At 72.8% G+C, this 23,315-nt stretch carries 19 protein-coding genes; 9 read left to right on the plus strand and 10 right to left on the minus strand.

Annotation, left to right across the window (positions count from 1 at the left end; genetic code table 11):
• Positions 1-119 precede the first annotated feature (119 nt).
• The 4 genes from FXF51_RS53575 to FXF51_RS53590 form a co-directional block, all read right to left on the minus strand.
• A complete protein-coding gene (locus FXF51_RS53575; protein ID WP_148442571.1) occupies positions 120-1,544 on the minus strand; it encodes an L-fucose/L-arabinose isomerase family protein in 1,425 nt (474 codons plus the stop codon).
• A gap of 19 nt (positions 1,545-1,563) precedes the next feature.
• A complete protein-coding gene (locus tag FXF51_RS53580) occupies positions 1,564-2,457 on the minus strand; it encodes a discoidin domain-containing protein (protein ID WP_148442572.1) in 894 nt (297 codons plus the stop codon).
• Between the two features lie 13 nt (positions 2,458-2,470).
• Entirely contained in the window at positions 2,471-4,042 is a 1,572-nt protein-coding gene (locus FXF51_RS53585; protein WP_148442573.1) for an alkaline phosphatase D family protein, read from the minus strand.
• 92 nt (positions 4,043-4,134) lie between these two features.
• Positions 4,135-4,914: a DeoR/GlpR family DNA-binding transcription regulator gene (locus FXF51_RS53590; RefSeq protein WP_222871879.1), complete on the minus strand. Its 780-nt coding sequence runs from the start codon at positions 4,912-4,914 to the stop codon at positions 4,135-4,137.
• A 205-nt stretch (positions 4,915-5,119) separates the two neighbouring features.
• Here FXF51_RS53590 and FXF51_RS53595 point away from each other — a divergent pair, with 205 nt between their 5' ends.
• The 5 genes from FXF51_RS53595 to FXF51_RS53615 all read left to right on the plus strand — a co-directional run bounded on the left by FXF51_RS53595 (position 5,120) and on the right by FXF51_RS53615 (position 12,644).
• On the plus strand, positions 5,120-6,427 hold the full coding sequence (locus tag FXF51_RS53595) for an extracellular solute-binding protein (protein WP_148442574.1): 1,308 nt from the start codon (positions 5,120-5,122) through the stop codon (positions 6,425-6,427).
• Positions 6,424-7,335 (plus strand): carbohydrate ABC transporter permease, encoded by a 912-nt coding sequence (locus FXF51_RS53600; RefSeq protein WP_187415067.1) that lies wholly within the window; start codon positions 6,424-6,426, stop codon positions 7,333-7,335. Before FXF51_RS53595 ends, FXF51_RS53600 begins: the two co-directional genes overlap by 4 nt.
• On the plus strand, positions 7,332-8,144 hold the full coding sequence (locus FXF51_RS53605) for a carbohydrate ABC transporter permease (protein ID WP_222871880.1): 813 nt from the start codon (positions 7,332-7,334) through the stop codon (positions 8,142-8,144). The genes FXF51_RS53600 and FXF51_RS53605 overlap by 4 nt, the downstream gene beginning before the upstream one ends.
• A 23-nt stretch (positions 8,145-8,167) precedes the next feature.
• Positions 8,168-11,839 (plus strand): hypothetical protein, encoded by a 3,672-nt coding sequence (locus tag FXF51_RS53610; protein WP_148442575.1) that lies wholly within the window; start codon positions 8,168-8,170, stop codon positions 11,837-11,839.
• Between the two features lie 61 nt (positions 11,840-11,900).
• Positions 11,901-12,644 (plus strand): ABC transporter permease, encoded by a 744-nt coding sequence (locus FXF51_RS53615; RefSeq protein ID WP_148442576.1) that lies wholly within the window; start codon positions 11,901-11,903, stop codon positions 12,642-12,644.
• Here the strand turns inward: FXF51_RS53615 and FXF51_RS53620 are convergent.
• Complete coding sequence (locus FXF51_RS53620) at positions 12,622-13,302, minus strand: GAF domain-containing protein (RefSeq protein ID WP_187415068.1); 681 nt, start codon at positions 13,300-13,302, stop codon at positions 12,622-12,624. The genes FXF51_RS53615 and FXF51_RS53620 overlap by 23 nt on opposite strands.
• Positions 13,303-13,347: 45 nt before the next feature.
• Positions 13,348-14,658 carry a PP2C family protein-serine/threonine phosphatase gene (locus tag FXF51_RS53625; RefSeq protein WP_262380487.1) on the minus strand — a complete coding sequence of 437 codons (1,311 nt, stop codon included), beginning with the start codon at positions 14,656-14,658 and terminating at the stop codon, positions 13,348-13,350.
• A gap of 131 nt (positions 14,659-14,789) precedes the next feature.
• On the opposite strand from FXF51_RS53625, the gene FXF51_RS62255 reads away from it, so the two are divergent.
• On the plus strand, positions 14,790-14,912 hold the full coding sequence (locus FXF51_RS62255) for a S1 family peptidase (protein ID WP_222871881.1): 123 nt from the start codon (positions 14,790-14,792) through the stop codon (positions 14,910-14,912).
• On the opposite strand, the gene FXF51_RS53630 is transcribed toward FXF51_RS62255, so the two are convergent.
• From FXF51_RS53630 to FXF51_RS53645, 4 genes are all read right to left on the minus strand, one after another.
• Complete coding sequence (locus FXF51_RS53630) at positions 14,902-16,176, minus strand: glycosyltransferase (RefSeq protein WP_148442578.1); 1,275 nt, start codon at positions 16,174-16,176, stop codon at positions 14,902-14,904. The two genes, FXF51_RS62255 and FXF51_RS53630, sit on opposite strands and share 11 nt — an antisense overlap.
• A complete protein-coding gene (locus tag FXF51_RS53635; protein WP_148442579.1) occupies positions 16,169-16,771 on the minus strand; it encodes a TetR/AcrR family transcriptional regulator in 603 nt (200 codons plus the stop codon). The genes FXF51_RS53630 and FXF51_RS53635 overlap by 8 nt, the downstream gene beginning before the upstream one ends.
• 32 nt (positions 16,772-16,803) lie before the next feature.
• Positions 16,804-18,330, minus strand: coding sequence for a choice-of-anchor I family protein (locus FXF51_RS61460; RefSeq protein ID WP_262380488.1), 1,527 nt, complete (start codon positions 18,328-18,330; stop codon positions 16,804-16,806).
• Positions 18,331-18,514: 184 nt separating this feature from the next.
• Complete coding sequence (locus FXF51_RS53645; protein WP_148442580.1) at positions 18,515-18,820, minus strand: hypothetical protein; 306 nt, start codon at positions 18,818-18,820, stop codon at positions 18,515-18,517.
• Between the two features lie 168 nt (positions 18,821-18,988).
• Here FXF51_RS53645 and FXF51_RS53650 point away from each other — a divergent pair, with 168 nt between their 5' ends.
• The 3 genes from FXF51_RS53650 (at position 18,989) to FXF51_RS53660 (ending at position 23,308) form a co-directional block, all read left to right on the plus strand.
• Positions 18,989-21,217 (plus strand): glycoside hydrolase domain-containing protein, encoded by a 2,229-nt coding sequence (locus FXF51_RS53650; protein ID WP_262380494.1) that lies wholly within the window; start codon positions 18,989-18,991, stop codon positions 21,215-21,217.
• Positions 21,214-22,488 carry a glycosyltransferase family 4 protein gene (locus FXF51_RS53655; RefSeq protein WP_148442581.1) on the plus strand — a complete coding sequence of 425 codons (1,275 nt, stop codon included), beginning with the start codon at positions 21,214-21,216 and terminating at the stop codon, positions 22,486-22,488. Before FXF51_RS53650 ends, FXF51_RS53655 begins: the two co-directional genes overlap by 4 nt.
• Before the next feature lie 76 nt (positions 22,489-22,564).
• Positions 22,565-23,308, plus strand: coding sequence for a BTAD domain-containing putative transcriptional regulator (locus FXF51_RS53660; protein ID WP_148442582.1), 744 nt, complete (start codon positions 22,565-22,567; stop codon positions 23,306-23,308).
• Positions 23,309-23,315 lie beyond the last annotated feature (7 nt).

Genomic DNA, 23,315 nt, shown 5'->3' on the forward strand with positions numbered 1-23,315 from the left:
TGAAGAGAATCAGCCAAGCGCGAGCTTGGGCCAGCAGCTCGCTTGGGGCTCAGTACTGACACGTTTCTTACCGGTACCCCGTGGAGGCGCGCCAAGGGCCGCGATCATGAGCCGGCGGCTCAGGGCTGGACGTGCGTCACCTCCACCCCGAGCAGGTCCGCCACCGCCCGCAGGTCGGCCAGGCGGTGGCCGGTGCCCAGCGCCCAGTGGTGGGAGATGCCGCTGGCGCTCCACGCGTCCATCCACTCGCCGGGGTCGCAGCCGAAGTCCACCCGGGACGTGGTGTTGCCGATCTGCAGCAGCGGCCCCGCCACGACCTCGCCCTCCGACACGACGAAGCCGAAGCTGCCGTCCCTGGCCTGCCGCAGCCCGAACGCGGTGACGGGACCGCGCTTGACGTCGAACTCGACCGACACGCCCCACCCGCGCTTGCCGTGGTAGACGCCCAGCCCGCGCAGCAGCGGCCGGTGGGAGCTGATCGCCAGGTGGGCGGGGCCGTCGTGGCCCATCTCCACGTGGCCGCGGGCGAAGTCCAGCGCCTGCAGCTCGGTGAACGAGCCGCCGCCGCCCAGCCGGTCCATGATCAGCATGGCCAGCGAGGTGCGCAGCTCGTACTCGCCGGCGGCCGGGATGCCGCGCGCCGTGAGCAGGGACGCGCCGAGGATCATGCCCGCGCCGAGCCGCTCGTGCACCTCGCCGTCCAGGCCGCGGTGGTAGTAGGCGAGGCTGTCCAGCCCGAAGTCCTCGACCAGCCGGTCCAGGCCCACCGACACGCGGGCCGCCCACCCCAGGTCCTCCTCGTTGACCGAGTCGGCCAGCTCGAACACCTCGCGCGCCAGCGCCACCCGCTCGCCGGCCTCGGCGTCGGTGACCTTCTCCGTACGCACGCGCAGGTCGTCGAACTCCAGCACCTCCACGTGCCCGCCGAAGTTGGCGCTCACCAGCGTCAGGTCGGTGGCCACGTCCAGCATGCCCGGGTAGAGGTGCCCCATCAGGCCGTGCCGGCCGTGCCGCAGCGCCGCGCGCACGCCCGCCGCCCTGATCCAGCGGCCGATCCGCTCCCAGGCCCGCTCGTCCTCCAGGTAGCCGGACACCGACCGGAACGGGATGCCGCAGCGGGTGAAGGCGTTGGCCATCTCCGGCAGCGGGCAGGCGCCGCAGTAGGCCAGCCACTGGCCGGTGTCGAAGGTGGCGTGGTCCATCGACTCGGTGGGCTGCAGGTTGATCAGCAGCACGGGCGCGCCGCTGCGCTGCGCGATCGGCACCAGCATGGTGGCCGTCATGTACGTCGTCAGGAACCCGACGATCAGATCGCAGCCGGCGGCCCGCAGCTTCTCGGCCGCCTCGTCCCCCTCGCGGGCGTCGGAGATGAAGCCGACGTCCACGATCTCCGCGTCGAAGCCGCGCATGCGCTCAGAGACCCGCTCCGCGGACCGCTGGAGCTGGGGCAGCAGGTCGGGGAACTGCGGCCAGTAGGCGCCCAGCCCTCCGGCGACCAGTCCCACCTTGACGCGGGGCGGGGCGATGCGGGTGGTGGTGTTCACGAGTTTCTCCTCAGGGGTGTCAGCGCACTTCGACCTCGATGACGCGCGTGTAGTCGTTGGCGCCGTTGGAGGCCAGGGCGACGATGCGGACGGCGTCCGCGGTGACCGGGGCGAAGTCCGAGCGGGCCGATCCGGCGGTGTTGCCGCGCACCTGGGCGACCGTCTGCCACTGGCCGCCTGCCTGGGCCTGCACGTCCCAGTCGCGCACGCCGTACCGGGAGGCGGGGTAGCGCTCGGTGTCCAGCGTGTACAGGTCCACGCGGGAGATCTGCCTGGCCCCGCCCAGCGCGATGGCCAGCGTGTCGGGCCAGGCCCTGGCGGTGGCGTCGTTCCAGCCGTTGCCGCCGGCCCAGCCGTTGGACGAGCGGTCGCCGTCGGCGACGCTGCACGGCGGGTAGTTGGCGTTGACGTGCTGGGAGGAGGCGGTGACGGGGCGGCGCAGCGCGAGGTTGCCGCCGTTGTCGAGCCCGTCCACGGGCACCACCTCGACCGGCACCTCCAGCGTGCGGTCCGGCGTGCGCAGGCTCAGGCCGTACGTGCCCTGCGGGGTGCCGGGCGGCACGGCGACCAGCAGGTTCGCGCCGACCTGGTAGCCGGGCGGCAGGTAGCTGGTCAGCATCGGGCGCGAGGCCGTCAGCGGCGGGTCCAGCTCGACCCGCATCGTGGCGTACGAGGCCTTGCGGGCGTCGCTGCGCATGCCGATCTTGATCTTGGCGGGGCAGGCCGGGTCCACGCCGAGCGGGGCGACGAGCTTTTCGGCGCCCGCGACGGGGGTGAGCTTACCGGTGCCCTTGGAGACGCCCGGCTCGACCTTGACCGAGGCGGACTGCGGGGTCGGCTCGGGGTCGTGAGCGCCTGCCGTGGCGGTCAGGGTGACGGCGGCGGCCAGGGCGGCGGCGGTGAGTACGCGCATGATCGGCTCCTTCCTAGAGCACCTGAAGGCCGGGCGCGCCGTCGAGCGTGACCAGGCTGGCGCGGGTGGAGACGGGGGCGCCGGGCCGGTCCACGTACGGGACGACCTTGAAGTCGGAGCGCCACTGGCCGCGGGTGACCTCGCAGGAGACGTAGCCGCGCTGGTAGCTGGAGAAGCGCAGGTGCGGGTTGGCCGGATCGGAGCCGCCCGGCGGCACGCCCGTGCCGGCGTTGCCGTTGCCGCCACTGGTGACGGAGGTGCAGACGAACTCGACGCCGACGGCCGGGGAGGCAGGGTCGTCGAAGTCGGTCCGCAGGTCGCCCGCGAGGTTGTAGTGGATGTCGCCGGTCAGCACCACCGGGTTGCTGACCTGGCGTTCGACCATGCCGGTGAGCACGCGGTCCTTGGCGGCCTTGTAGCCGTCCCACAGGTCCATGCTGAGCTTCTGCGCGGGGCCGGGATCGTAGTCGAGCTGCATCATGGCGATCTGCTGGGCCAGCACGTTCCACTTGGCGCGGGAGGCGCCGAGCCCGTCGAGCAGCCACGCCTCCTGCCCGGCGCCGAGCATCTGGCGGGCCGGGTCGAGCCGGTCGGCGCAGTCCACCTGCTGGCCGTCGCCGCAGACCTGGTCGTCGCGGTACTGCCGGGTGTCGAGCACGTTGAACTCGGCGAGGTCGCCGAAGGTGAAGCGGCGGTAGATGCGCGCGTCGGGGCCCTCCATGGCGGGCACGCGCACCGGCATGTTCTCCCAGAAGGCGCGGAAGGCGTTGGCGCGGATGACCAGGTAGTCCTGCTCGGTCACCTCGCCGCCGGGGCCGAAGCGGCCGGCCCAGTTGTCGAGCACTTCGTGGTCGTCCCAGGTGACGATCCACGGCGCGCGGTGGTGGGCGGCCTGAAGGTCGGGGTCGCTCTTGTAGAGGCCGTACTGGACGCGGTAGCGGTCGAGGGTGTCGCACTGCACCCTGAACTGCTCGGGCACCGGGGTGTTGCGGTTGCCGCCCATCGGCACGATGCCGTACTCGTAGATGTAGTCGCCGAGGTGGAAGACCACGTCGGGGTTCTCGTCGGCGAGGTGGCGGTAAGCGGTGTAGTAGCCGTCCTGCCACGAGGCGCACGACGCGAACGCCAGGCGCATCGACTCGGGGCTGCTGCGCGGCGCCGGAGCCGTCTTGGTGCGGCCGACGGGGCTGAGCTCGCCGCCCGAGCGGAAGCGGTAGAAGTACTCGCGGCCGGGGCGCAGGCCCTTGGCGTCCACGTGCACGGAGTGGCCGTACTCGGGGGTGGCCCAGGTGGAGCCGGAGCGGGCGCGGCGGGTGAACGCCTCGTCCTCGGCGATCTCCCACTCGACCTTGATCCGGTTGAACGGCAGGCCACCGAGCGGCTCCAGCGGCTTGGGCGCCAGGCGGGTCCAGAGGATCACCCGGTCGTGCAGCGGGTCACCGGAGGCGACGCCGAGCTGGAAGGGGTAGCCGGCGGTCCTGGCGGCGGCGGGCGCGGTCCAGGGGTCGGCCAGGTCGGTGGTGAAGGCGAGGGCGAAGGCGGCGCTGCCTAAGCCGAGAAAGCCTCGGCGTGAAGGGTGCGGCATGCTGCTTCCTGAGCTGGGGGACGAAGCCCTCACTTTCTAGCAAGCAGACACGCTCTTAACAAGATACAAGTTACAAATAACGCGTTACAGCGTTAAATCTCCGCCACGCGGACGTCCCCGTGGTGGTCCCTGAGCCGCTGGAGCAGCTCGGCCGGGGCGTTCGCGTCCACCACGACCACGTCGAAGTCGTCCAGCGGAGCCACCCGGTGCAGCGCCACGCGGGCCAGCTTGGAGCCGTCCACGGCCAGCACCCGCCGGGAAGCCGAACGCAGCATGGCCCGCTTGACCAGCACGATCTCCTGCTCCTGGTGGTAGGCGTACTGCTCGGACACGGCCGAGGTGGACACCACGGCCAGGTCGGTGTTCACCGCCTCGACGGCGTCCACGCAGCCGAGCCCGAGGAACGAGTCATGCGTGGCGTGATATTCACCGCCCAGCGCGATAAGCCTGATGTCGCGCTCGGTGGCCAGCAGCCTGATCGCCTCCAGGAAGTTCGTCACCACGGTGAGCGGGGCCAGCTCGCCGAGGTGGCGGGCCACGGCCAGCGCCGTCGTCGAGTCGTCGAGCATCACCGAGCTGCCCGGCTCGATCAGGCCGGCCACGACCCTGGCGATGGCGTCCTTCTCCGCCGTGTGCGCCTTGAGCCGGTAGGCGATGTTGCTCTCCCAGACGTTGCTGGCCTGGGCGGTCGCGCCGCCCCTGACCTTGCGCACCATGCCCTGGCGCTCGAGCTCGTCGAGATCGCGGTGGACGGTCATCAGGCTCACGCCGAAGCTCTCGGCGAGCTCGGTCACCGAGGCGGAGCCCTGGCGCACGATGTGCTCGGCCATGCCCTGCCACCGCGTGGACCTGCTGGAGGTCTGCTGATTCACCACTGTCTCCACCCTGTTCGGACGGCTGCGCATCCTACCCTTGACACCCCGCTCGGGCGACTCGTACCCTCCACCCACCGCTACTTTTAACACGATTGACTGTTAATTTAACAATCATTAAAACGTTCGCATCGGCATCCCGCACGTGATCGCCGGATGCACTCGGGGGATTTCTAGCACTTCGCACGACCGAGGAGACAGCGACATGACCGACCTGCTGCACCACGCCAGGGTCAGCCGCGGCCAGTTCCTGCGCATGATGGGCGGTCTGGCCGCGGCCACCCTCGCCACCACGGCCTGCTCGACCAGACCGGAGACCACCGCCACCACCGGGGGAGGCGGGGCCACCACCGAGCTCAAGTTCATCGGCGTGGCCGACCAGAAGACGCCGATGGACGAGCTGGCCGCCGCCTACGCCAAGGCCACGCCCGCCGTCCGCATCACCGCGTCCTACGCGCCCACCGACCAGGTGCAGACCTCCGTCCGCACCCAGCTCGGCGCCGGCAACGCGCCCGACCTGCACGTCGTCTACCCCGGCAGCGGCAGCGCCATGTCGATGACGCAGATCGCCCAGGCCGGGCTGCTGGCCGACCTGTCGGCACAGGCGTGGACGCAGACGATCCCCGCCGGGTTCAAACCCGCCTTCCAGCTCGACGGCAAGACCTACCTGTACTCGGCCGGCTCGTCCGTGATCGGCGCCGTCTACAACAAGAAGGTCTTCCAGCAGGCCGGGATCGACGCGCCGCCCACGACGTGGACCGAGTTCCTCGCCGTGTGCGACAAGCTGAAGAAGGCCGGGGTGACGCCCATCGCGCTGGGCGCCCAGACGCCGTGGGTCACCCAGCTCATCACGTACGCGCTGGTGCCCTCCACCGTCTACGCCAAGGACCCGACGTTCGACGACAAGCAGCTCGCCGGGCAGGCCACCTTCGCCGGCTCCGGCTGGCGCCAGGCCATGGAGATGTACCTGGAGCTGCAGAAACGCGGCTACTTCAACGACAAGCCGAACGGCACCACGTTCGAGCAGCAGACCTCCATGGTGGCCACCGGCAAGGCCGCCATGGCCATCCAGGTCTCCGCCGTCCTGCCCGACTTCCGCAAGGCCGCCTCCTCGCCCGACGACCTGTCGATGTTCCCCGTGCCGGGAGCCGACGACGCGAACCAGGTGTGGATCCCGGCCGGCGTCGTCGTCGGGCTCGGCGCCTCCGCCAAGGGCCGCAACGCCGAGCAGGCCAAGGCGTTCATCGACTTCCTCGGCCGCCAGGAGAACATCAACGCCTGGGCCAAGGCCATCGCCGCCATCCCGCTCACCCAGGACGCCGGCTCCGCCATCGACCCGGCCGTCCAGTCGTTCCTGCCCTTCACCAAGGACCGCGCCGTGCCGTTCATGGACCAGCGCTGGCCGAACGCCGAGGTCCAGCCCACGCACTTCGCGGTCGTCCAGGAGCTGCTGGCCGGCGACGCCACGATCGACGAAGCGCTGAAGAAGATGGACGAGGCATACCGCAAGTGACTCCCGTAACCGCGGGCCGCGCCCGCCCCGCGCACGTCCGGCGGCGGCGCTTCTCCGCGGCCGCACCCTCCTGGCTGTTCGCCGCGCCCGCCCTGGCCGTGTACGCGCTCATCGTGCTGTACCCGGCCGTGGCCGGCGTCGTCTACGCCTTCACCGACTGGAGCGGCATCGGCCGCGACATGTCGTTCGTCGGACTGGAGAACTTCCGCACCCTGCTCGGCGACGAGCAGGCCATGGGCTCCATCGGCAACACGCTGCTGCTCACCGTGGCCATCGTCGTCGTGCAGAACGGCGTCGGGCTGCTGCTGGCCCTCGGCGTGCACGTCAAGCTCAGGAGCCGGGCCCTGCTGCGCGTCATCTTCTTCGCGCCCGTGGTCGTCAGCCCCGTCATGGTGGCCTTCCTGTGGAAGTACATCTACAACCCCGACCCGTCGGCGGGCCTCAACGGGCTGCTCGGCCTGCACGTCGACTGGCTCGGCGACCCGTCGATCGCGCTCTGGTCGATCGCCGGCATGGTCGTGTGGCAGAACGCCGGCTACTCCATGGTCATCTTCCTGGCCGGGCTCGAAGGCGTCCCGCGCGACCTGCACGAAGCCGCCATGATCGACGGCGCGGGCACCTGGCAGCGCTTCAGGTACGTCACCTGGCCGCTGCTCGCCCCCGCCCTGACGATCAACCTGATGCTCTCCACCATCGGCGGGCTCAAGCTCTTCGACCAGGTCTTCGCCGCCACCAACGGCGGCCCCGGGTACGCCACCGAGACGCTGTCCACGGTGCTCTACAAGCAGGCGTTCGTCTTCGGCAAGTTCGGCTACAGCACCGCCGTCGCCCTGGTGCTGGCGCTGTTCGTGGCCGCGGTGTCCCTCATCCAGATCTACTACCTGCGCAGCCGGGAGGTGACGGCGTGAGAAGGACGTTCGTGCTCGAGATCGTCATGATCGCGGTGGCGGTGGCGTTCCTCTTCCCCGTCTACACGCTGATCTCGCTCGCGCTCAAGGACCCAGGCCAGATCGCGCGCTCCCCGCTCGCCCTGCCCAGCCCGCCCACCTTCGACAACTTCGCCAGCGCCTGGACGGCGGCGGCGCTCGGCCCGTCACTGGTCAACAGCACCGTCATCACCGTGGTCAGCCTGGTCGCGCTCATCGTGCTCGGCTCGTTCGCCTCCTACTTCCTGGCCCGCGTCCAGACCCGCCTCGGCTACGGCCTGTACGTGCTGTTCCTGCTCGGCATCGTGCTGCCCTTCCAGCTCGGCATGATCCCCCTGTACGAGCTGGTCAACGACCTCGGCCTGATCGGCACGCACGCCGGGATGATCCTCTTCTACACCGGCATCCAGCTCCCGTTCACCATCTTTCTCTACACCGGCTTCATCAGGGCGCTGCCCCGCGACTACGCCAGCGCCGCCCAGATCGACGGCGCCTCGCACCTCGTGGCGTTCACCCGCGTCGTCTTCCCGCTGCTGAGGCCCATCACCGGCACCGTGCTGATCCTCAACGCCGTCTTCATCTGGAACGACTTCTTCACCCCGCTGGTCTACCTCGGCGGATCCGGCTTCGAGACCGTCCCGGTCAGCGTGTTCGCCTACGTCGGCCAGTACGTCTCCCAGCACGGCCTCGTCTTCGCCGGGCTGGTGCTCGGCGCGCTGCCCATCGTGCTGGTCTTCCTGGTGCTGCAGCGCTACGTCATCAAGGGCTTCGCGAGCGGACTCAAGGGATGAACGAGATCCACCGGACTCAAGGGATGAGCGAGATCCACGACATCTTCCGCGCGCCGCCGCGGGCCTACTCCCCGGCGGCCATCTGGTGGTGGAGCGGCGAGCCGCTGCGCCGCGACCGGCTGCGCTGGCAGCTCGAACGCCTGGTCGCCGGCGGGGTGCACAACCTGGTCATCCTCAACCTCGCCCCCTCGGGGCCGATGTTCGGCGCCGACGCCGACGACCCGCCGTTCCTGTCCGAGGCGTGGTGGGAGCTGCTGGACGGGGTGTGCGCCGACGCCCATGAACTGGGCGCGTACCTGTGGTTCTACGACCAGCTCGGCTTCTCCGGCGCCGACCTCCAGGCGCGGCTCGTCCAGGAACGGCCCGAGTTCGCCGGGCAGTGGCTCGCCCCCGACGGGACCGTCACCCTGCGCGGCTTCGACTACCTGTCCCGCGAGGCGTGCCAGGTGCTGCTCGACCGCGTGCACGGCGAGTTCGAACGGCGGGTCGGGCACTGGTTCGGCAAGGTGATCGCCGGATCGTTCCAGGACGAGCTGCCCACACTGCCCACCTGGTCCGCCCGCTTCGCCGACGAGCACCTCGCCCGCAGAGGACGCCCCTACTCGCCGCAGGACCCGCGCGCCTACCAGCTCACCCGCGCCGAACTGGCCGAGGACGCCTTCTTCCGGCCACTCGCAGAATGGCACGAACGCCACGGCCTCATCCACGGCTGCGACCAGCAGGACCCCGCCCGCGCCGGCCACCCCGCCGACGGCGTGAAGCTCTACGCCGACTACGCGCGCACCCACCGCTGGTTCGGCGCCCCAGGCTCCGACCACCACGGTGACGCCCGCCTCCACTCCTCCCTCGCCCACCTGTACGGGCGGCCACGCACCTGGATCGAGGCGTTCCACTCCAGCGGCTGGGGCGGCACCCTGGAGGAGACCTTCGACTGGCTCGTGCCGTGGCTGCGGGCCGGAGCCACCCTCTACAACCCGCACGCCGTCTACTACACCACCAAACGTGGCTGGTGGGAGTGGGCGCCGCCGTCCACGGACTGGCGGCAGCCGTACTGGCGGCACCACCGGGTCTTCGCCGACGCCGTCACCCGGCTGTGCGCGGCGCTGTCGCTCGGGCGGCACGCCTGCGACGTGGCCGTCCTCCTGCCGGCCGCCACCGCCCAGGCCGGCATCGGGCCGGACGGCGTCGCCGACGCGGCGGCGGTGCGGGCGCAGGAGGTGTATCGGGAGCTGGTCGGGGACATGGCGTGGTTCGCCACCTCGCCTGGGGTGCTGGATCGGCTCGGGCTGGACGCGGACGTGATCGATGAGGAGTCGGTGCGGCGGGCTGTCGTCAAGGACGGGCGGCTGGCGGTGGCCGGTGAGGCTTACCGGGTGATCGTTCTGCCTGCCGTCACCACCTTGGACGAGGGGGTGGCGGGCCGGCTGGCGGAGTTCGCCTCGCGCGGCGGGGTGCTCGTCGCCGTCGGTGCGCCAGGGGTGGTCGCGGTCGCGCCGCCCGGTGTCCCCGAAGTGGGCGCGACTGCGTTGCCCGGCGGTCCCGAGGCGGGCGCGATTGCGTCGTCGGGCGGGCCGGAGGCGGGTGCGGCCGGATTCGACCTGGGCGCTCGCTTCGTGGCCTCCGCCGACCGGCTGGGGGAGGCGCTGGAAGGGCTGGAGCGGCGGGTCGAGGCGCCCGTGCCCGCACTCGTGCGCGAGCACGGAGAGACCACGCTGGTGTTCCTGCCCGCCGCCTTCCCCATGGCCAGCCGCATCCACGTCGGCCGCCCCGAGGAACGCGGGGTGGACCTGGGCTGGCTGGACGCCGTCATCGACTTCGACCCCGCCCGGTACGCCCGCCGGATGCCCATCACCGTGCGAGGCGTCTCCGGCACGCCGCTGCTGCTGCGCCCCTTCGCCGGCGGCGACCCCGTGCCGCTGCCGCACACCCGCGACGGCGATACCGTCCAGGTGGTCGTGCCCTTCGACGACGGGCCCGCCGCACTCCTGATGTTCGACGGCACCGAAGCCGAGCCACCGGTGCGGCCCGCGTACCCGGCGGAGAGCGACCTGGGCGACACCTGGGACGTCGAACTGGCCCCCACCCTGGACGACACCTGGTCCGACTTCGGCTCCGGCGGCGGCGTCGAGGCCTGGACGTTGCGGACGCCGGACGGCGAGCCGGTGGACGTGACGTTCGGTCCGCACGGCGAGCAGCGGGCCGGCGACGGCCCGTGGACGCCTTCCGTGTGGTCCGCCTCGCGCGGCCTGCGCAAGGACCCCGTCCACCGGGACGTACTCGGACCCAAGGGACACGTGCCGGTCGAGTTCCTCGCGTTCGGGCGGGTCGCGGCGGGGACGGAGGCGCGCTTCCGCACGGTCGTCACCGTTCCGGAGGGTGGTGCGTGGCTCGCCCTCGGCGCGGGCGCGGCCAAGACGGTCACGATCGACGGCGCAGAACAGCCGCTCGACGACCGCGGCTACTCCGCCGTGGCGCGCTCGCCCCTCCCGGCCGGTGCGCATCTCCTGGAGCTGCTGCTGGTGCCGGACGAGGAGCTGGACCTGCGGGCGTACGCCTGCCTGGTGAGCGATCCCGCCGACGCCGTCCGGCCGGAGTGGATCGCGGGCACGCCGCTGGAGACGGTCGTCCACGTCCGGGAGATCGGCGGGCGGGAGCTGCTGCAGGTGGCGTCCACCGCGTTCTGCCGGGTGCTCGTGAACGGGGTCGAGGCGGGACGGCAGGGCGGGTTCGATCCGTACGCGGAGGCCGACATCCCGCGGGTGCGCCGCTACGACGTCACCTCCCTGCTGCGGGAGGGAGCCAACACCGTGCGCGTCGAGTCCGACGGGTGGGTGCTGGTGGACGGGGTGGCGGTCTCGGGACCCGGCTGGTCGCCCGCGACTCGCGTACGACGGCGGCCGCACGGCGATCCGGCCGCCCTCTGGCTGCTGCCTCGCCCGCACCCGCTGCCCGGGGCGGGATGGCTCGACGGCGGGCCCGTCGCGCTGCCCGCCACGTTCGCGGTGCCCGGCGCCCGGCCGCGCGTCGAGCGGTTCCTGCTCGACCCGCCCCCGGGAGCGACCGGCGTCGAGGTGAACGCGGCAGGCCGGTACGACGTGCGATGGCCCGCCGAACCCCCGGCCCCCGCCACGCCCGCCGAACCCCCGGCCCCCGCCACGCCCACCGGGCGTCCGGCCCTCGCCACGCCCACCGGGCGTCCGGCCCCTGGCGCGGAGGCTGAGCGCGCCACCGGCGGCACGGCGGCCGAACGCGTGGGCTTCGGCGCGCCGGTCGAGCTCGTGGTGCACACCACCCCGGACGCCCAAGCCGGAGCGGCCCTGACCGGGCCGGTCCGCTTCACCTGCGGCCCCGGCCGGATGCGGCTGGGCGACTGGGAGGAGCAGGGGCTGGCCGGATACAGCGGCGGCGTGCGCTACCGCACCACGGTGCCGGCCCGCCGCGGCCCGGCCCAGCTGGACCTGGGCCGGGTCAGGGGCAGCGCCGAGGTGAGCGTGAACGGCCGCCCCTGCGGCGTCCGCGTGTGCTCCCCGTACGTGTTCGACGTGGACCTGGACGACGGCGACAACGAGGTCGAGATTCTCGTCCTCGGCACCCTGGCCGCCTACCTGGACGAGGTCAGCCCCACCCACTTCGTCTTCCCCGGCCAGCGCACCACCGGCCTGTTCGGCCCCGTCCGCCTGCGGGAGACCGGCTGACGCGACGATCACCGCGGCGCGTTTCCGCCAGACTGCTGCTGTGCATTCGTCGTCCTCATCCATGATCGCCCTCACCCCCCTGCTCCCCGTGATCGTCCTCCTGCTGACCGCGCTGGGCGGCGCGGTGGCGTGGCTGGGGCGGCTGGGGCACGGCCGGGCCGTCGTGACGGCGTGCCTGCGGGCCGCGCTGCAGCTCGGCGCCGTGTCACTGGTGATCACCTGGGTGGTCGCGTACGCGGCGGCGGTGGCGGGCTTCATCCTGCTCATGTACGGCGTCGCCGCCTTCACCGCCGGTCGGCGCGTCACCGGCGCAGGGCCCGGATGGTGGTGGGCGGGGCTGCCGATCGCGGCCGGGACCGCGCCGGTGCTGGCGGTCCTGACCGGCAGCGGCGTGACGCCCACGTCCGGCATCGTGATCATCCCGATCGCGGGGATCCTGCTGGGCGGCTGCCTGACCGCGACCGCGCTGGCCGGGCGGCGGGCCGTGGAGGAGTTGCGGCAGCGCAGGGGAGAGGTGGAGGCGGCGCTGGCGCTGGGGTTCATGCCACGGGACGCGGCCATGGAGATCTGCCGCCCGTCCGCAGCCGGGGCGCTGGTGCCCGCGCTGGACCAGACGAGGACGGTGGGGCTGGTGACGTTGCCGGGGGCGTTCGTGGGGATGCTGCTCGGCGGGGCGAGCCCGATCGAGGCGGGGATCGTCCAGCTCGTGGTGCTGGTGGCGTTGCTGGCCGCGGAGGCGGTCGCGACCGTGGTGACGGTCGAGCTCGTCGCCCGCGGCCGCTTCACCCGGACCGCGGGTCAGTAGTGCTCAGCAGGTGGCTGAGGTGGCGGCTCAGCAGCCGCAGCAGCAGGTGATCCTGCCGGGTCCACTCGTGCCGCTGCCGATGGTGCACCGACAGCACGCCGAGCACCGTCCCGTACCGGTCGAGCAGGGGAGCGGAGTACACGGCCCGCACCTCCGCCTCTCGCAGAACCCTGGACGCCGGCGTGCCGGCCAGCAGCCGGTCCTGCTCGACGTCGCGCACCGCGACGGCCTTGCGGGTGGCCATGGCCCGCCCGCACGCCGGCCTGTCGTCGTCCACCACCGCGAAGAAGCCGAGGAACGGCTGCTGGAAGCCCTGGCCGGCGACGATGGTCAGCGCCCCGGTGGCGCTGTCCAGCAGGTGGACGGTGCCCATGTCGGCGCCGGTGAGCGCCAGCGCGGCGCGCAGGCCGGCCTCCGCGAGGCCGCCCGGGTCGGCGTGGGGGCGGGCGGGCGGCGGGGGCAGGCCCAGCTCGCCGAGCTTCTCGCTGTTGGCCCACTGCCGTTCCAGCCGCCGCAGCGTGTCCGTCTCCCGCTCCTCCACCCGTCGCCGGCTCACCGCCGCGTCGAGCCGCAGCTCCTCGGCACGGCGTCGCGCGGCCCGCGTCCTGGCGATCAGGCGCTCGATCTGCCGCTTGAGGTCGCCGGCATCCGGGTCCACGCCTTCGAGTCTCACGCCGGGCGCGCCGGCGCACCACCCCCATGGCTAGAAGAGGCCATCGCTCCCTTCGGGGACGCCGGTCAGGGCCTCGGCCTCCTTCCTGGTGTACGGGGTGCCCGGCCATTCGACGAGCAGGACGGTGGCGTCGTCGCGCAGCCGGCGCTCGTGGTAGTCGAGGTGGTGCAGGATCAGCCGCCGCAGCGTCTCGGGCACCGGCAGCTCGTCGGCCTGGTGCCGGATGAGGAAGTCGGTGAACCGCTCCATGCCGAACTCCTCGCCCTGGCGGTTGCGCGCCTCGGTGATGCCGTCGGTGTAGAGGAGGAGCCGGTCGCCGGGCTGGAGCTGGTCGTGGCACTGCGTCACCGGCAGGCCCAGGCCGGTGCCCGCCGGCGGCCCCGGCTCGCAGGCCAGCTCGATGGTGGCGCGCCTGCGGACGATCACCGGCGGGTGGTGGCCGCAGTTGACCCAGGTCAGCTCGCCGCTGGGGATGTCGAGCGTGGCCAGCACGCCGGTGGCGAACCGTTCGCCGCCGAACTGCCCCATGAGCGCCTGGTCGATCCTGCGGGCCGCGCGGACGAGCCCCTGCCCCTCGTGGCGGCTGTTGCGCAGGGTCGTCAGGGCGAGGTTGGCGGTCAGGCCGGCGGCGGTGTCGTGGCCCATCGCGTCGAAGATCGCCAGGTGGGCGGCGGTCCCTTCGAAGGCGTAGTCGTAGACGTCGCCGCTGACGTCGTACGCGGGCTCCATGACCGCGCTGATCACGAGGCGGTCGGTCGCGAACGTGCGCTGCGGCATGAGCCGCCACTCCATCTCCGCCGACACGCTCATCCGCCTGCGCCGCACCAGCCGGGCGTAGGTGTCGCTGAGCGGCCGTTTGGAGACGACGAGCAGCGCGACCAGCCCGGCCAGGCGCTCCATGTCCTGGATCGTCGCGGGGTCGGCGCCGGGGGCGCTGATCCGCAGGACGCCGAGCCGGTCCGTGCCGTCCACCAGCGGCACCCACCACTGGCGCGGGTCGCGTACCGAGGCGGGCATGGTCCTGCCGTGCTGGAAGGCGCGGCCGGCCACCGTCCCCTCGATGCAGATCTCGCCGCGCTCGGCCGCCCCCGCGGGCGCCGGGCGGGGGACCAGCGGCGAGAGCACCTCCTGTTGCAGGTCCGCCAGGTAGATCAGCACGTCGTGCAGCCCCACGCGGGCGGCCTGTTCGGCCACCAGGGCGGGGATCTGCTCCAGGGTGGAGGTGTGGCTCGCGGAGATCAGCGCGCCGAACATCGCGGCGCGCGCCGCCGTGTGTTCCGCCCCGCGCGCCGGCGCGGGCTCAGCCGCGCCGGACGCTGCCGCGCCATCGTGACCGGTCATGCACCTAACGTAACGGTGTCGACGGCAGGGGACGCTGCACGGTCGCGTTCACGTGCGGCGCGGCACCCCGAACGGCGTCTTCCAGGCGTCCTCCTACCCGGGCCTCCTGCCCGGGCGACGACTACGCCTGGGTGTCGCTCCTCCCGGGCTGGACACCCCGCGGCGCGGGCAGCTGCGCCACGGGCGGGAGCACGTTCTTCCAGCCGGTGACGGAGGCGCTGTCGGCGTACGGGCGCACGCTGGTCACCCGCTGAGCTGCGCGCCCGCTCCCGCGAGGGCTTCGAGCTCCGCGACCGCCAGGTCGGTGGCCGTCTCGGCGGCGATCGCGGCGGCCATCCGCCGCGCGTGCCACTGGTAGGACGGCTCGCGCAGGATCCGTTCGACCGCTTGGGCGATGGTGCGGGACGAGGCGTTCCCGCCCACGGTGATGCCCGCGCCGGCGGACTCGACGTGCCTGGCCACCTCGGGCTGGTCGCGCCCCTGCGGCATGCAGACCAGGGGCACGGCGGCGGCCAGGGACTTGACGGCCGTCCCGTGGCCGGCGTGCGTGATCGTCACGGCGGCGTGGCGCAGCGCGGCGGTGTGCGGGGCGGCCGCGGTGACCAGGACGTTGCCGGGCGCGCGGATCGTCGCCGGGTCCACGGCAGGGCCGGTGGTCAGCAGCCCGCGCACGGGCAGCGTGCCGAGGGCCCGCGCGATGCGTTCGAGCCGGCCGCGCTGCTTCATGTACGACGAGCTCATACTGGCCAGCACCAGCGGCGCGTCACCGGGTGGCAGCTCGATGTCGCCCGCCCAGGCCGGGTCGTCGAGGCGCGGCCCGACGTGCCGCACGTAGGCGGGGAACTCGCGGCCCGGGTGGTCCAGGGCGCGCGGCGACAGGACGAGCAGCCGGTCGACGCGGCCGAACGCGTCCACCACCGAATCCAGCGGCGGCAGGCCGCAGGCGGCGCGCGCGACGTTCAGCGGCGGCAGCCCCTTCTCCCACGGCTTGAGCATGACGCTGGTCAGCACCCGGTCGCGCAGGCGGCCCAGCGCGCCCGTGGCGGGTTCGAGGCCCAGGCCGGGCGGCGGCGCTCCCTGCGTGGGGAAGGTGTAGAGGGTCGTGGCCAGCGAGGCCACGGGGACGCCGGCGCCCTCGCCGGCGGTGAGCGCGCCGAGCAGCATGAACTCGGCGACCAGCACGTCGGCCGGGCGGGCGCGCAGCTCGGCCGCCGTGTCCCGGGCGTAGGCGGACGCCGGGCCGCAGACGATGCGGTCGCGCAGCCGCGCGAACGCGCCGATCGGGGTGCGGGCCTCGAAGTCCTTGATGACGTCCTTGGCCGGGTCGGCGGGGTCGCCCTGGGGAGCGGTGGTCCAGGCGATCGCCTCCACGCCGATGGCGGCGACCTGGGCGTGCAGCGACGTGTCGGCCAGCACCCGGACGGTGTGGCCGCGCTCGCGCAGCGCGCGGGCGACCGACAGGACGGGCGGCACGGCGCCGCCGCCGTTCCAGGTGGCGAACAGGAACGTGCTAGGCATCGTGCCCCCTTCGCGGGTCGATCGACGTCAGCAGGTCGCGCATGGCGCGTTCGGCGTCGTCGCGCGGCAGGCCGAGGTCGCGCCGCCACAGCTTCCACAGGTAGACGTCCGTGGCGGCGTGATGCAGGTGCAGCGCGTGCTCGCGGGCGGGCCCCGGGCCGGGCAGCCGGTCGGCGAAGACCCGTTCGAGCCAGTCCCTGTGCTGGCGGCGGGCGTGGGCCGCCGCACGGGCGATCGCCGGGACCCGGTCGATCTGCGCGGTCCACAGCACGGTCGCGTCGCCCTGGCGCTCGTACTCCTCGAAGAGCACGGTCACGACGGCCTCGACGTCGCCGGCGGGGGCCTGCCGGGCGAGCTCCGCCTGCGCCGCCGCCACCTCGGCGGCGGCGTCGGCGAGCCCCTCCTTGCCGCCGAAGTGGTTGACGATCGTCTGGACCGACACGCCCGCCTCGTCGGCGATGTCCTGCAGCGTGACCTCGTCGTACCACCGCCGCGTCCACAGCGCGGCGGCGGCCTCCATCACGCGCGCGCGGGTGACCTCCACGGCCGCCGCGCGCGCCCCCATGCGGTACGGGCGCCTTGCCCCATTTTCCATGGAGTCATATCTATATTCAATTGTGTGTCGGGTCAAACCAAAGCGTAGACGGCGGTGGTGCCGCTCACCTCGTTGCCCACCACCAGCAGCGGGGAGCGCGTCGGGCTGTCCTGCGCGTCGATGAACAGCACCCCCTCCGGCCCGACGTCCCCGGCGGTGCCCGCCTCGACGTCGCCGGCGAAGTCCCGGGTGTTGACGTATCCGGCGAGCTTCGGCCGGCGCGGGTCCGACAGGTCGTAGGCGACGACGCCGCCCACCCGCTCCAGACCGGCGAACGCGAACGTGCGGCCCCGCACCTCGCCGACCGTGACGCCCTCCGGCTCGGGCCCCTTGTTGTCGCTGCGGGAGTCGAAGGAGTCGTTCTCCTCGTTGTCGGCGTTGAACTCGCCCGGCAGCTCACGCGCGACGAGCTGCTCCAGCTCGCTGCCGGAGTCCCAGACCAGCGAGCCGTCGGCCGCGCGCACCGAGATCGAGCGCGCCCCGAACGCGCGCAGCTCCGTGTACCGGCCCTCGGCGTCCTTCGGCGAGTCGGACAGGACGGTCAGCCGGCCCAGCTCGGCGTCCTGCTTGAGCGCCGCCGCGTCGGGGAACGCGGACGGCGACAGCTCGGCGTCCTTGACCCGCACCTCGTCGCTGTGGCAGTCCCAGTCGCGGCTGTCGCCCTCGTTCGCGGTCACCAGGTACGTCCGCCCGCGCTCGCGGAAGTGGGCGATCGCGTCGGGCATGTACACGCCCTTGACCGGGTGGGGGCGGATGTCCACCTTGCCGTCGCGGTCGGAGGCGTCCAGCCCGGCGGCGGCCCTGGAGTGGTCCTTCAGCCCGAGCGGCACGATGTCGCGCACCGTGGCCCGGCCGAGGTCCACGACGGCCAGCGCGTTGTTCTCCTGGAGGGTGACCCAGGCGGTGCCGTTCTCCGTGCTGATGTACTCGGGCTCCAGGTCCTGCGCCGCGCTCGCGCCCGGCCCGCTGATCCGCACGCCCTCGGCGCGCAGCGCGTCCTCCTTGCCGTTCCAGGCCCGGAAACCGGCCGTGCGGACGGTGCCGCGCCGCACGTCGATCACGCTGACCGACCCCTCCGGGTCGTTCACCGCGCCCGCGCAGTACGACGACGCCTCGCCCTCGTTCGCCACCACGACCTGCCGCCCGTCGGCGGTGAACGTCAGCATGTCCGGCAGCGCCCCCACGGTGACCTGCCGCTTCTTCGCCCCCGTGCGGGCGTCGAAGAAGGCGACCGTGCCGGCGGCCGTCTTGTCCGCCGCCTGCTGCGCGACCGCCACCAGCCCGTCGTGCACGGCCACGCTGTTGGCTCCGGGGGTGGCGAGCGTGGCCACCTTGCGCGGGGTGCGCGGGTCGCGGATGTCGAGCACGTCCACCGTGCCCTGCTCCGCGTTGACCACGAACACGCGCCGGGTCTTCGCGTCGTACGCGGTGATCTCCGCCGCCCCGGCCCCGACGGCGCCGGCGGAGTAGCGGCCGAGCAGGGACAGCGACAGCCCGGACGGCTTCGGCTTCGAGGTGGCGGAGGCAGGGACGACGGAGAGCGTGGCGAATACCGACAAAGTCGCCGCTGCCAGACAAATCGGGGTCTTAATGTGCATGTGGCGGAGTGTCGTGATGTTTCATGAACGCTTTCCGACGTCCGGATGACGAAAGGCGGCGCCGGACATGAACAGCGCCAGGTCCCTGGCCCGCCGCAGGCGAGCGGCGGCGGGCCGTCGGCAGAATCAATCCCTGGGCGCCCGCCTAGCCTCTGATCGCCAGGCAGCGGACCGTGAACCACGCGGTCCACACCAGCTTGGGGCTCTGCGAGGCCACCGACTCGAACGGGTCGCACTCCGTGAACCCGTGCGCCGCCGCGTCCGCCCTGGCGTCCGCCTCGGCGATGGCGAGCGCCGTGTCCAGGTCGAGGCTCTGCCCCGTCCCGGTGAACAGCGCGCCCTGAACGGCGGTGGCGGCGGAGGCCGGCCCGGCGGCGACGGCCGCGACGCCGGAACAGGCCAGCGCCGCCGAGGCCAGCGCGACGAGCAGCTTCTTCGTCAGGTACCTCATGGGTCTCCCTCGATGGATCGTTGAATCTTCACCTCAGAGGCGTGACATCCGGTTCCACCGCGTGCCATCACGGTCCACGAAAGCCTGGCGAGGAGTTCACCTCGCCGAAACCTACGGGCGCGGCACTCTGGGTAGAGTCCCGCCATCCTCGACAACGTTGACCCCTTCATCGGAACAGCGGCGACGGACCTGCCACGCGCGCGCGGTCTGGCCGCCACTTGGTGGTGGCCGAAACCGCAGGTGGGCAACACCCACCCGGGCGCCACGTCGCCGCTCGGCATGGTGTCCGCCTGCGCCTACTCCGGCGCGTACCCGACGGGCTACGGCCGGTACGCCAAGAACACCGAGGGCGTGCCCGAGGAGATGTTCGAGCGGTTGCAGGCCTCCGGCTTCACCCACTTCCAGCAGTCCGGCACCGGCGCCATCCGCAAGTACTACAACTACGTCCGCGTCACCCCGATGGTGCAGCCGCTCGACGTGCTCGGCGAGTCCTGGCCGCTGTACGACGAGGTCGCCCGGGCCGGCTACTACGCGGCCACCCTCGACACCGGCATCCGCTGCGAGCTCACGGTCGGCGCCAAGGTCGCCGTGCACCGCTACACCTTCCCCGAGCACGGCAGCGCCCGTGTCGTGATCGACCTGTCCTGCGGCGGTCTGGCCATCGACCTCGGCCAGACCGTGCCGGTGCGGGCCCAGGTCGAGAGCATGGGCCACGGCCGCGCCCAGGGCACCGTGGTGATGGAGGGCGTCCCGCTGTCGGTGTACGTCGAGGTCGACAGCCCCGGCTGGCGGCAGATGCTCTGGTACGACCGGCGCCTCATCGACGGCGGCACCCGGCTCGACTTCGACAGCATCCGGCACACCACGCTGCGGCCCTTCGGCATGCTCTTCATGGGGCCCGCCGCGCCGGGGCAGAGCGTCGAGGTGCGGATGGGGTTCTCGCTGCGCGGCTGCGAGCAGGCGCGTCAGAACCTGGAACGCGAGTGCGGGCCCGCCGGGCAGGCCTTCGACACCGTGCTGTTCCGCACCCGCGCCCGCTGGGCCGAGCACCTCGACCGCGTCCAGGTCGAGGGCGGCACGCCCGCCCGCCGCACGGTGCTGGCCACGTCCCTCTACCACGCGCTGATCAAGCCGTGCTTCGCCGACGACGAGAGCCCGTTCTGGCCCACCCCGGGCCCGTTCGCGTTCGACGTGTGCACCATGTGGGACATCTACAAGACCCAGCTCCCGCTGCTGGCCGCCATCGCCCCCGACCGGGCGGCGGGCCTGCTGGAGTCGCTGATCAGGGTCTGCGAGGAGGAGGGCAACTTCCCCATCGGCTACCGCATGTCGCGCGGCGCCGACCGGTTCTTCCGCCAGGCCAGCGCGCTCGCCCACACCGCGCTCGCCGACGCCCACGCGCTCGGCCGCGCCGAGCTCGACTGGAGCTGGGCGCTCGTGCACATGGTCGGCGACCTGCGCCGCGGCTACGGCGAGGACTTCTACGAGCGCGGCGTCGTACACCCGATCACCCACACCCTCGACCTCGCCTACGCCCACCACTGCACCGCCCAGGTCGCCCGCGCGCTCAACGACGGCGGCCTGGCCGACGACCTGGAGGAGCTCGCCCGGCAGTGGCGCAACGCCTTCGACCCCGGCACCGGGCTGCTGCGCGACTCCGAGTTCTACGAGGGCGGCAAGTGGAACTACTCCTTCCGCCTGCTGCACGACATGGCCGCGCGCATCGCCCTGGCCGGCGGCGACGACGCCTTCATCGGCAAGCTCGACCGCTTCTTCGGCTACGGCGCCGAACCGGTGGCACGCCCCGGCCGCCGCCCCGACCCGGCCGAGATGGCCGCCGGGTACGCGCTCAACCGCTTCGAAGGACTCAACAACGAGCCCGACATGGAAGCCCCCTGGGCCTACCACTACGCGGGCCGCCCCGACCGTACGGCGGAGATCGTGCACGCCGCGCTGACCTGGCAGTTCGGCACCGGCCCCGGCGGGCTGCCCGGCAACGACGACTCCGGCGGCCTCAGCTCCTGGTACGTGTGGGCGTCCCTCGGCCTGTTCCCCGTCGCCGGGCAGAACCTCTTCCTCGTCAACACGCCCGCCTTCTCCCGCGCCGTGCTCCAGGCCGGCGGCAACGAGTTCGTCATCGAGACCAGCGGCCACCGAGAGACGCCCATCGGCGCCGAGGGCCTCGACCGCCACCCGCCCGCCCAGTACGTGCAGGAGGCCACGCTCAACGGCAAGCCCCTGCACGCCACCCACCTCAGCGCCGCCACCGTGCACGAAGGCGGGCTGCTGCGCCTGCGGCTGGGCCCGGAACCGTCCGCGTGGGGGCGCGGACTCCGCCCGCCGTCCCTGACCCAAGCGCTGTCCCGTCCGCTTCCGACATCGGAGGTAACGCGATGACTCTCCTGCCTCGCCGTCTCGTCATCGCCGTCAGGGCCGACCCGGTCATCTGCGGCCACTCAGGGGAGGCACGCAACCTCGCCGAGGTCGCGCTGACCCGCGGCTACGCCGACGTACGCCTGCTGACCTGGCCCGTTCCCGCGCTGCGGGCCGCCGGGCTGCCGCTCAAACCGCTGGACCGGCTGCTGCCGTACAGCGACGGGATCACCGTGGAACGGCCGGAACCGGTCGGCGACTACCGGGTGCCCGACGGGCGCTACCAGTCGGGGCTCACCGGCCGCCTCGTCGAGCTGCTCGCCGAGCCGTACGCCACGACCTGCCTGTCGATGTACCTGGCGCCGCACACGGCGGTCGTCGTGGACGCGGTCGCCGCCGCCCGCGCGGCCGGGTTCGCGCCGCACGTGCGCACCGTCGCCAAGGCGGTCGGCTCGGACGTGACCAACGTGATCGCCTCCTGCCTGCGGGAGGGCCGGTTCGGCGCGGCCACCGTGCTGTTCAGCACGTTCCTGGCCAATGACGAGGTCGTCGCCGTCTCCGACTACACCCGCGACGAGATCGTCGCCTCCGCCGAGCAGGTGGACGCCCGCTGCGGCACCACCTTCGCCGAGCAGTGCCGGCGCCGCGTCACCGTCAGCTACCCGCCGATCGACTCCGCCGCCTTCCTCGACCCCGACCCGGCCGCCATGCGGGACACGCTCGCCCGGCGCGGCCTGGAACACGACGGGTACCTCCTGTTCCTGTCCCGCGTCACCAAGGCCAAGGGCATCGACGACCTGATCGCCGCCTACGCCCGGATGCGCTGCCGTTCGCGCGTCAGACTGGTCGTCGCCGGGACCGGGCCACTGCTGGAACAGGCGCGGGCCATGGCCGCAGGCGACGACCGGGTCGTCTTCCTCACGGACGTGGACGACCGCGAGAAGGCGCTGCTCATGCGGGGATGCGCGGCCTACGTGCTGCCGACCAAGCCCGAGCCCGACTTCGTCGAGACGTTCGGCATCGCGCTGGCCGAGAAGATGCTGGCCGGTGGCGGGCCCATCGTCACCACCCCGACGGGCGGCACCCTGGAAGCCGTCGGCGACACCGCCGTCATCGTCCCGCCGGGCGACGTCGCCGCCTTGGTCGCGGCCGTGGACCGGGTCGTACTCGAACTGACGCCCGGCGAGCGCAACGACCTGGAGCTGCGGGCCCGCACCCGCGCGATGGCCTTCGACCGGGCCGCGGTCTTCGACGGCCTCTTCCCCCAGGAACCGACCGCGCTCGGCGCCGCCTGAGACCTCAACGGTTGCGCAACGGGGGCCCCGCACACTGCCAGGGACGACCGACGTGCCCGAAGGGGGTTCGGGACGGATGACCCAGGCTCCGCGCTGCCCCACCCGGCCGAAGCTGTCCCTGCTGGGCGGCTTCGGCCTCGTCCTCGACGACGTGCCCGTCACCCTGGGCATCCAGGAACAGCGGGTGCTCGCCTACCTCGCGCTCGTGCGGCCGCCACCCCTCGCCCACCGCCGCGCCGACCTGGCGGAACGCCTCTGGCCCGTACCCGCCGTCCGCTCCGCCGCCAGCCTGCGCACCGCGCTGTGGCGGCTGCGGCAGGCGGACGAGCGGCTCGTCCGCGCCTCCCGCGACACCGTGCGGCTGCACGAGGCCGTGGACGCCGACGTGTGGCGGTGCGCCGCCCAGGCCGGCCGGCTGCTCTCCGGCGACCAGGAACTCCGGCCCCAGGACACCTCCCTCGCCGTGCTGCGCGGTGACCTGCTGCCCGGATGGGACGAGGAGTGGCTGCTGCTGGAGCGGGAGCGGCTCGGCCAGGTCCGGATCCACGCGCTGGAGGCCCTGGCGGGGCGGTTGTGCGGGCTCGGGCGGTATCTGGAGGCCATCGAGGCCGCTTACGCGGCGATCGGTGAGGATCCGTTGCGGGAGTCGGCGCACGCGGCGCTGATCGAGGTGTTCCTGGCCGAGGGGAACGTGGCGCAGGCCCGGCGGCAGCTTGAGCGTTATACGGCGCTGTTGTGGGCGGAGATGGCGTTGCGGCCGTCGGCTGGGCTGACGCGGCGGGTGCGGGGGTGCGCGGAAGTCGCCCGCGCGGCCGGGTAGCGCGAGT

It is taken from the genome of Nonomuraea sp. PA05 (genome assembly GCF_008086045.1).
Taxonomy (GTDB): Bacteria; Actinomycetota; Actinomycetes; order Streptosporangiales; family Streptosporangiaceae; genus Nonomuraea; species Nonomuraea monospora.

Coding starts and splice junctions, on each gene's coding strand:
- FXF51_RS53585 (WP_148442573.1), bottom strand. CDS start 4,042: ATGCCGCACCCTTCACGCCGAGGCTTTCTCGGCTTAGGCAGCGCCGCC.
- FXF51_RS53645 (WP_148442580.1), bottom strand. CDS start 18,820: ATGAGGTACCTGACGAAGAAGCTGCTCGTCGCGCTGGCCTCGGCGGCG.
- FXF51_RS53660 (WP_148442582.1), top strand. CDS start 22,565: ATGACCCAGGCTCCGCGCTGCCCCACCCGGCCGAAGCTGTCCCTGCTG.
- FXF51_RS53625 (WP_262380487.1), bottom strand. CDS start 14,658: ATGACCGGTCACGATGGCGCGGCAGCGTCCGGCGCGGCTGAGCCCGCG.
- FXF51_RS53610 (WP_148442575.1), top strand. CDS start 8,168: ATGAGCGAGATCCACGACATCTTCCGCGCGCCGCCGCGGGCCTACTCC.
- FXF51_RS53655 (WP_148442581.1), top strand. CDS start 21,214: ATGACTCTCCTGCCTCGCCGTCTCGTCATCGCCGTCAGGGCCGACCCG.
- FXF51_RS53630 (WP_148442578.1), bottom strand. CDS start 16,176: ATGCCTAGCACGTTCCTGTTCGCCACCTGGAACGGCGGCGGCGCCGTG.
- FXF51_RS53595 (WP_148442574.1), top strand. CDS start 5,120: ATGACCGACCTGCTGCACCACGCCAGGGTCAGCCGCGGCCAGTTCCTG.
- FXF51_RS53580 (WP_148442572.1), bottom strand. CDS start 2,457: ATGCGCGTACTCACCGCCGCCGCCCTGGCCGCCGCCGTCACCCTGACC.
- FXF51_RS53635 (WP_148442579.1), bottom strand. CDS start 16,771: ATGGAAAATGGGGCAAGGCGCCCGTACCGCATGGGGGCGCGCGCGGCG.
- FXF51_RS53615 (WP_148442576.1), top strand. CDS start 11,901: ATGATCGCCCTCACCCCCCTGCTCCCCGTGATCGTCCTCCTGCTGACC.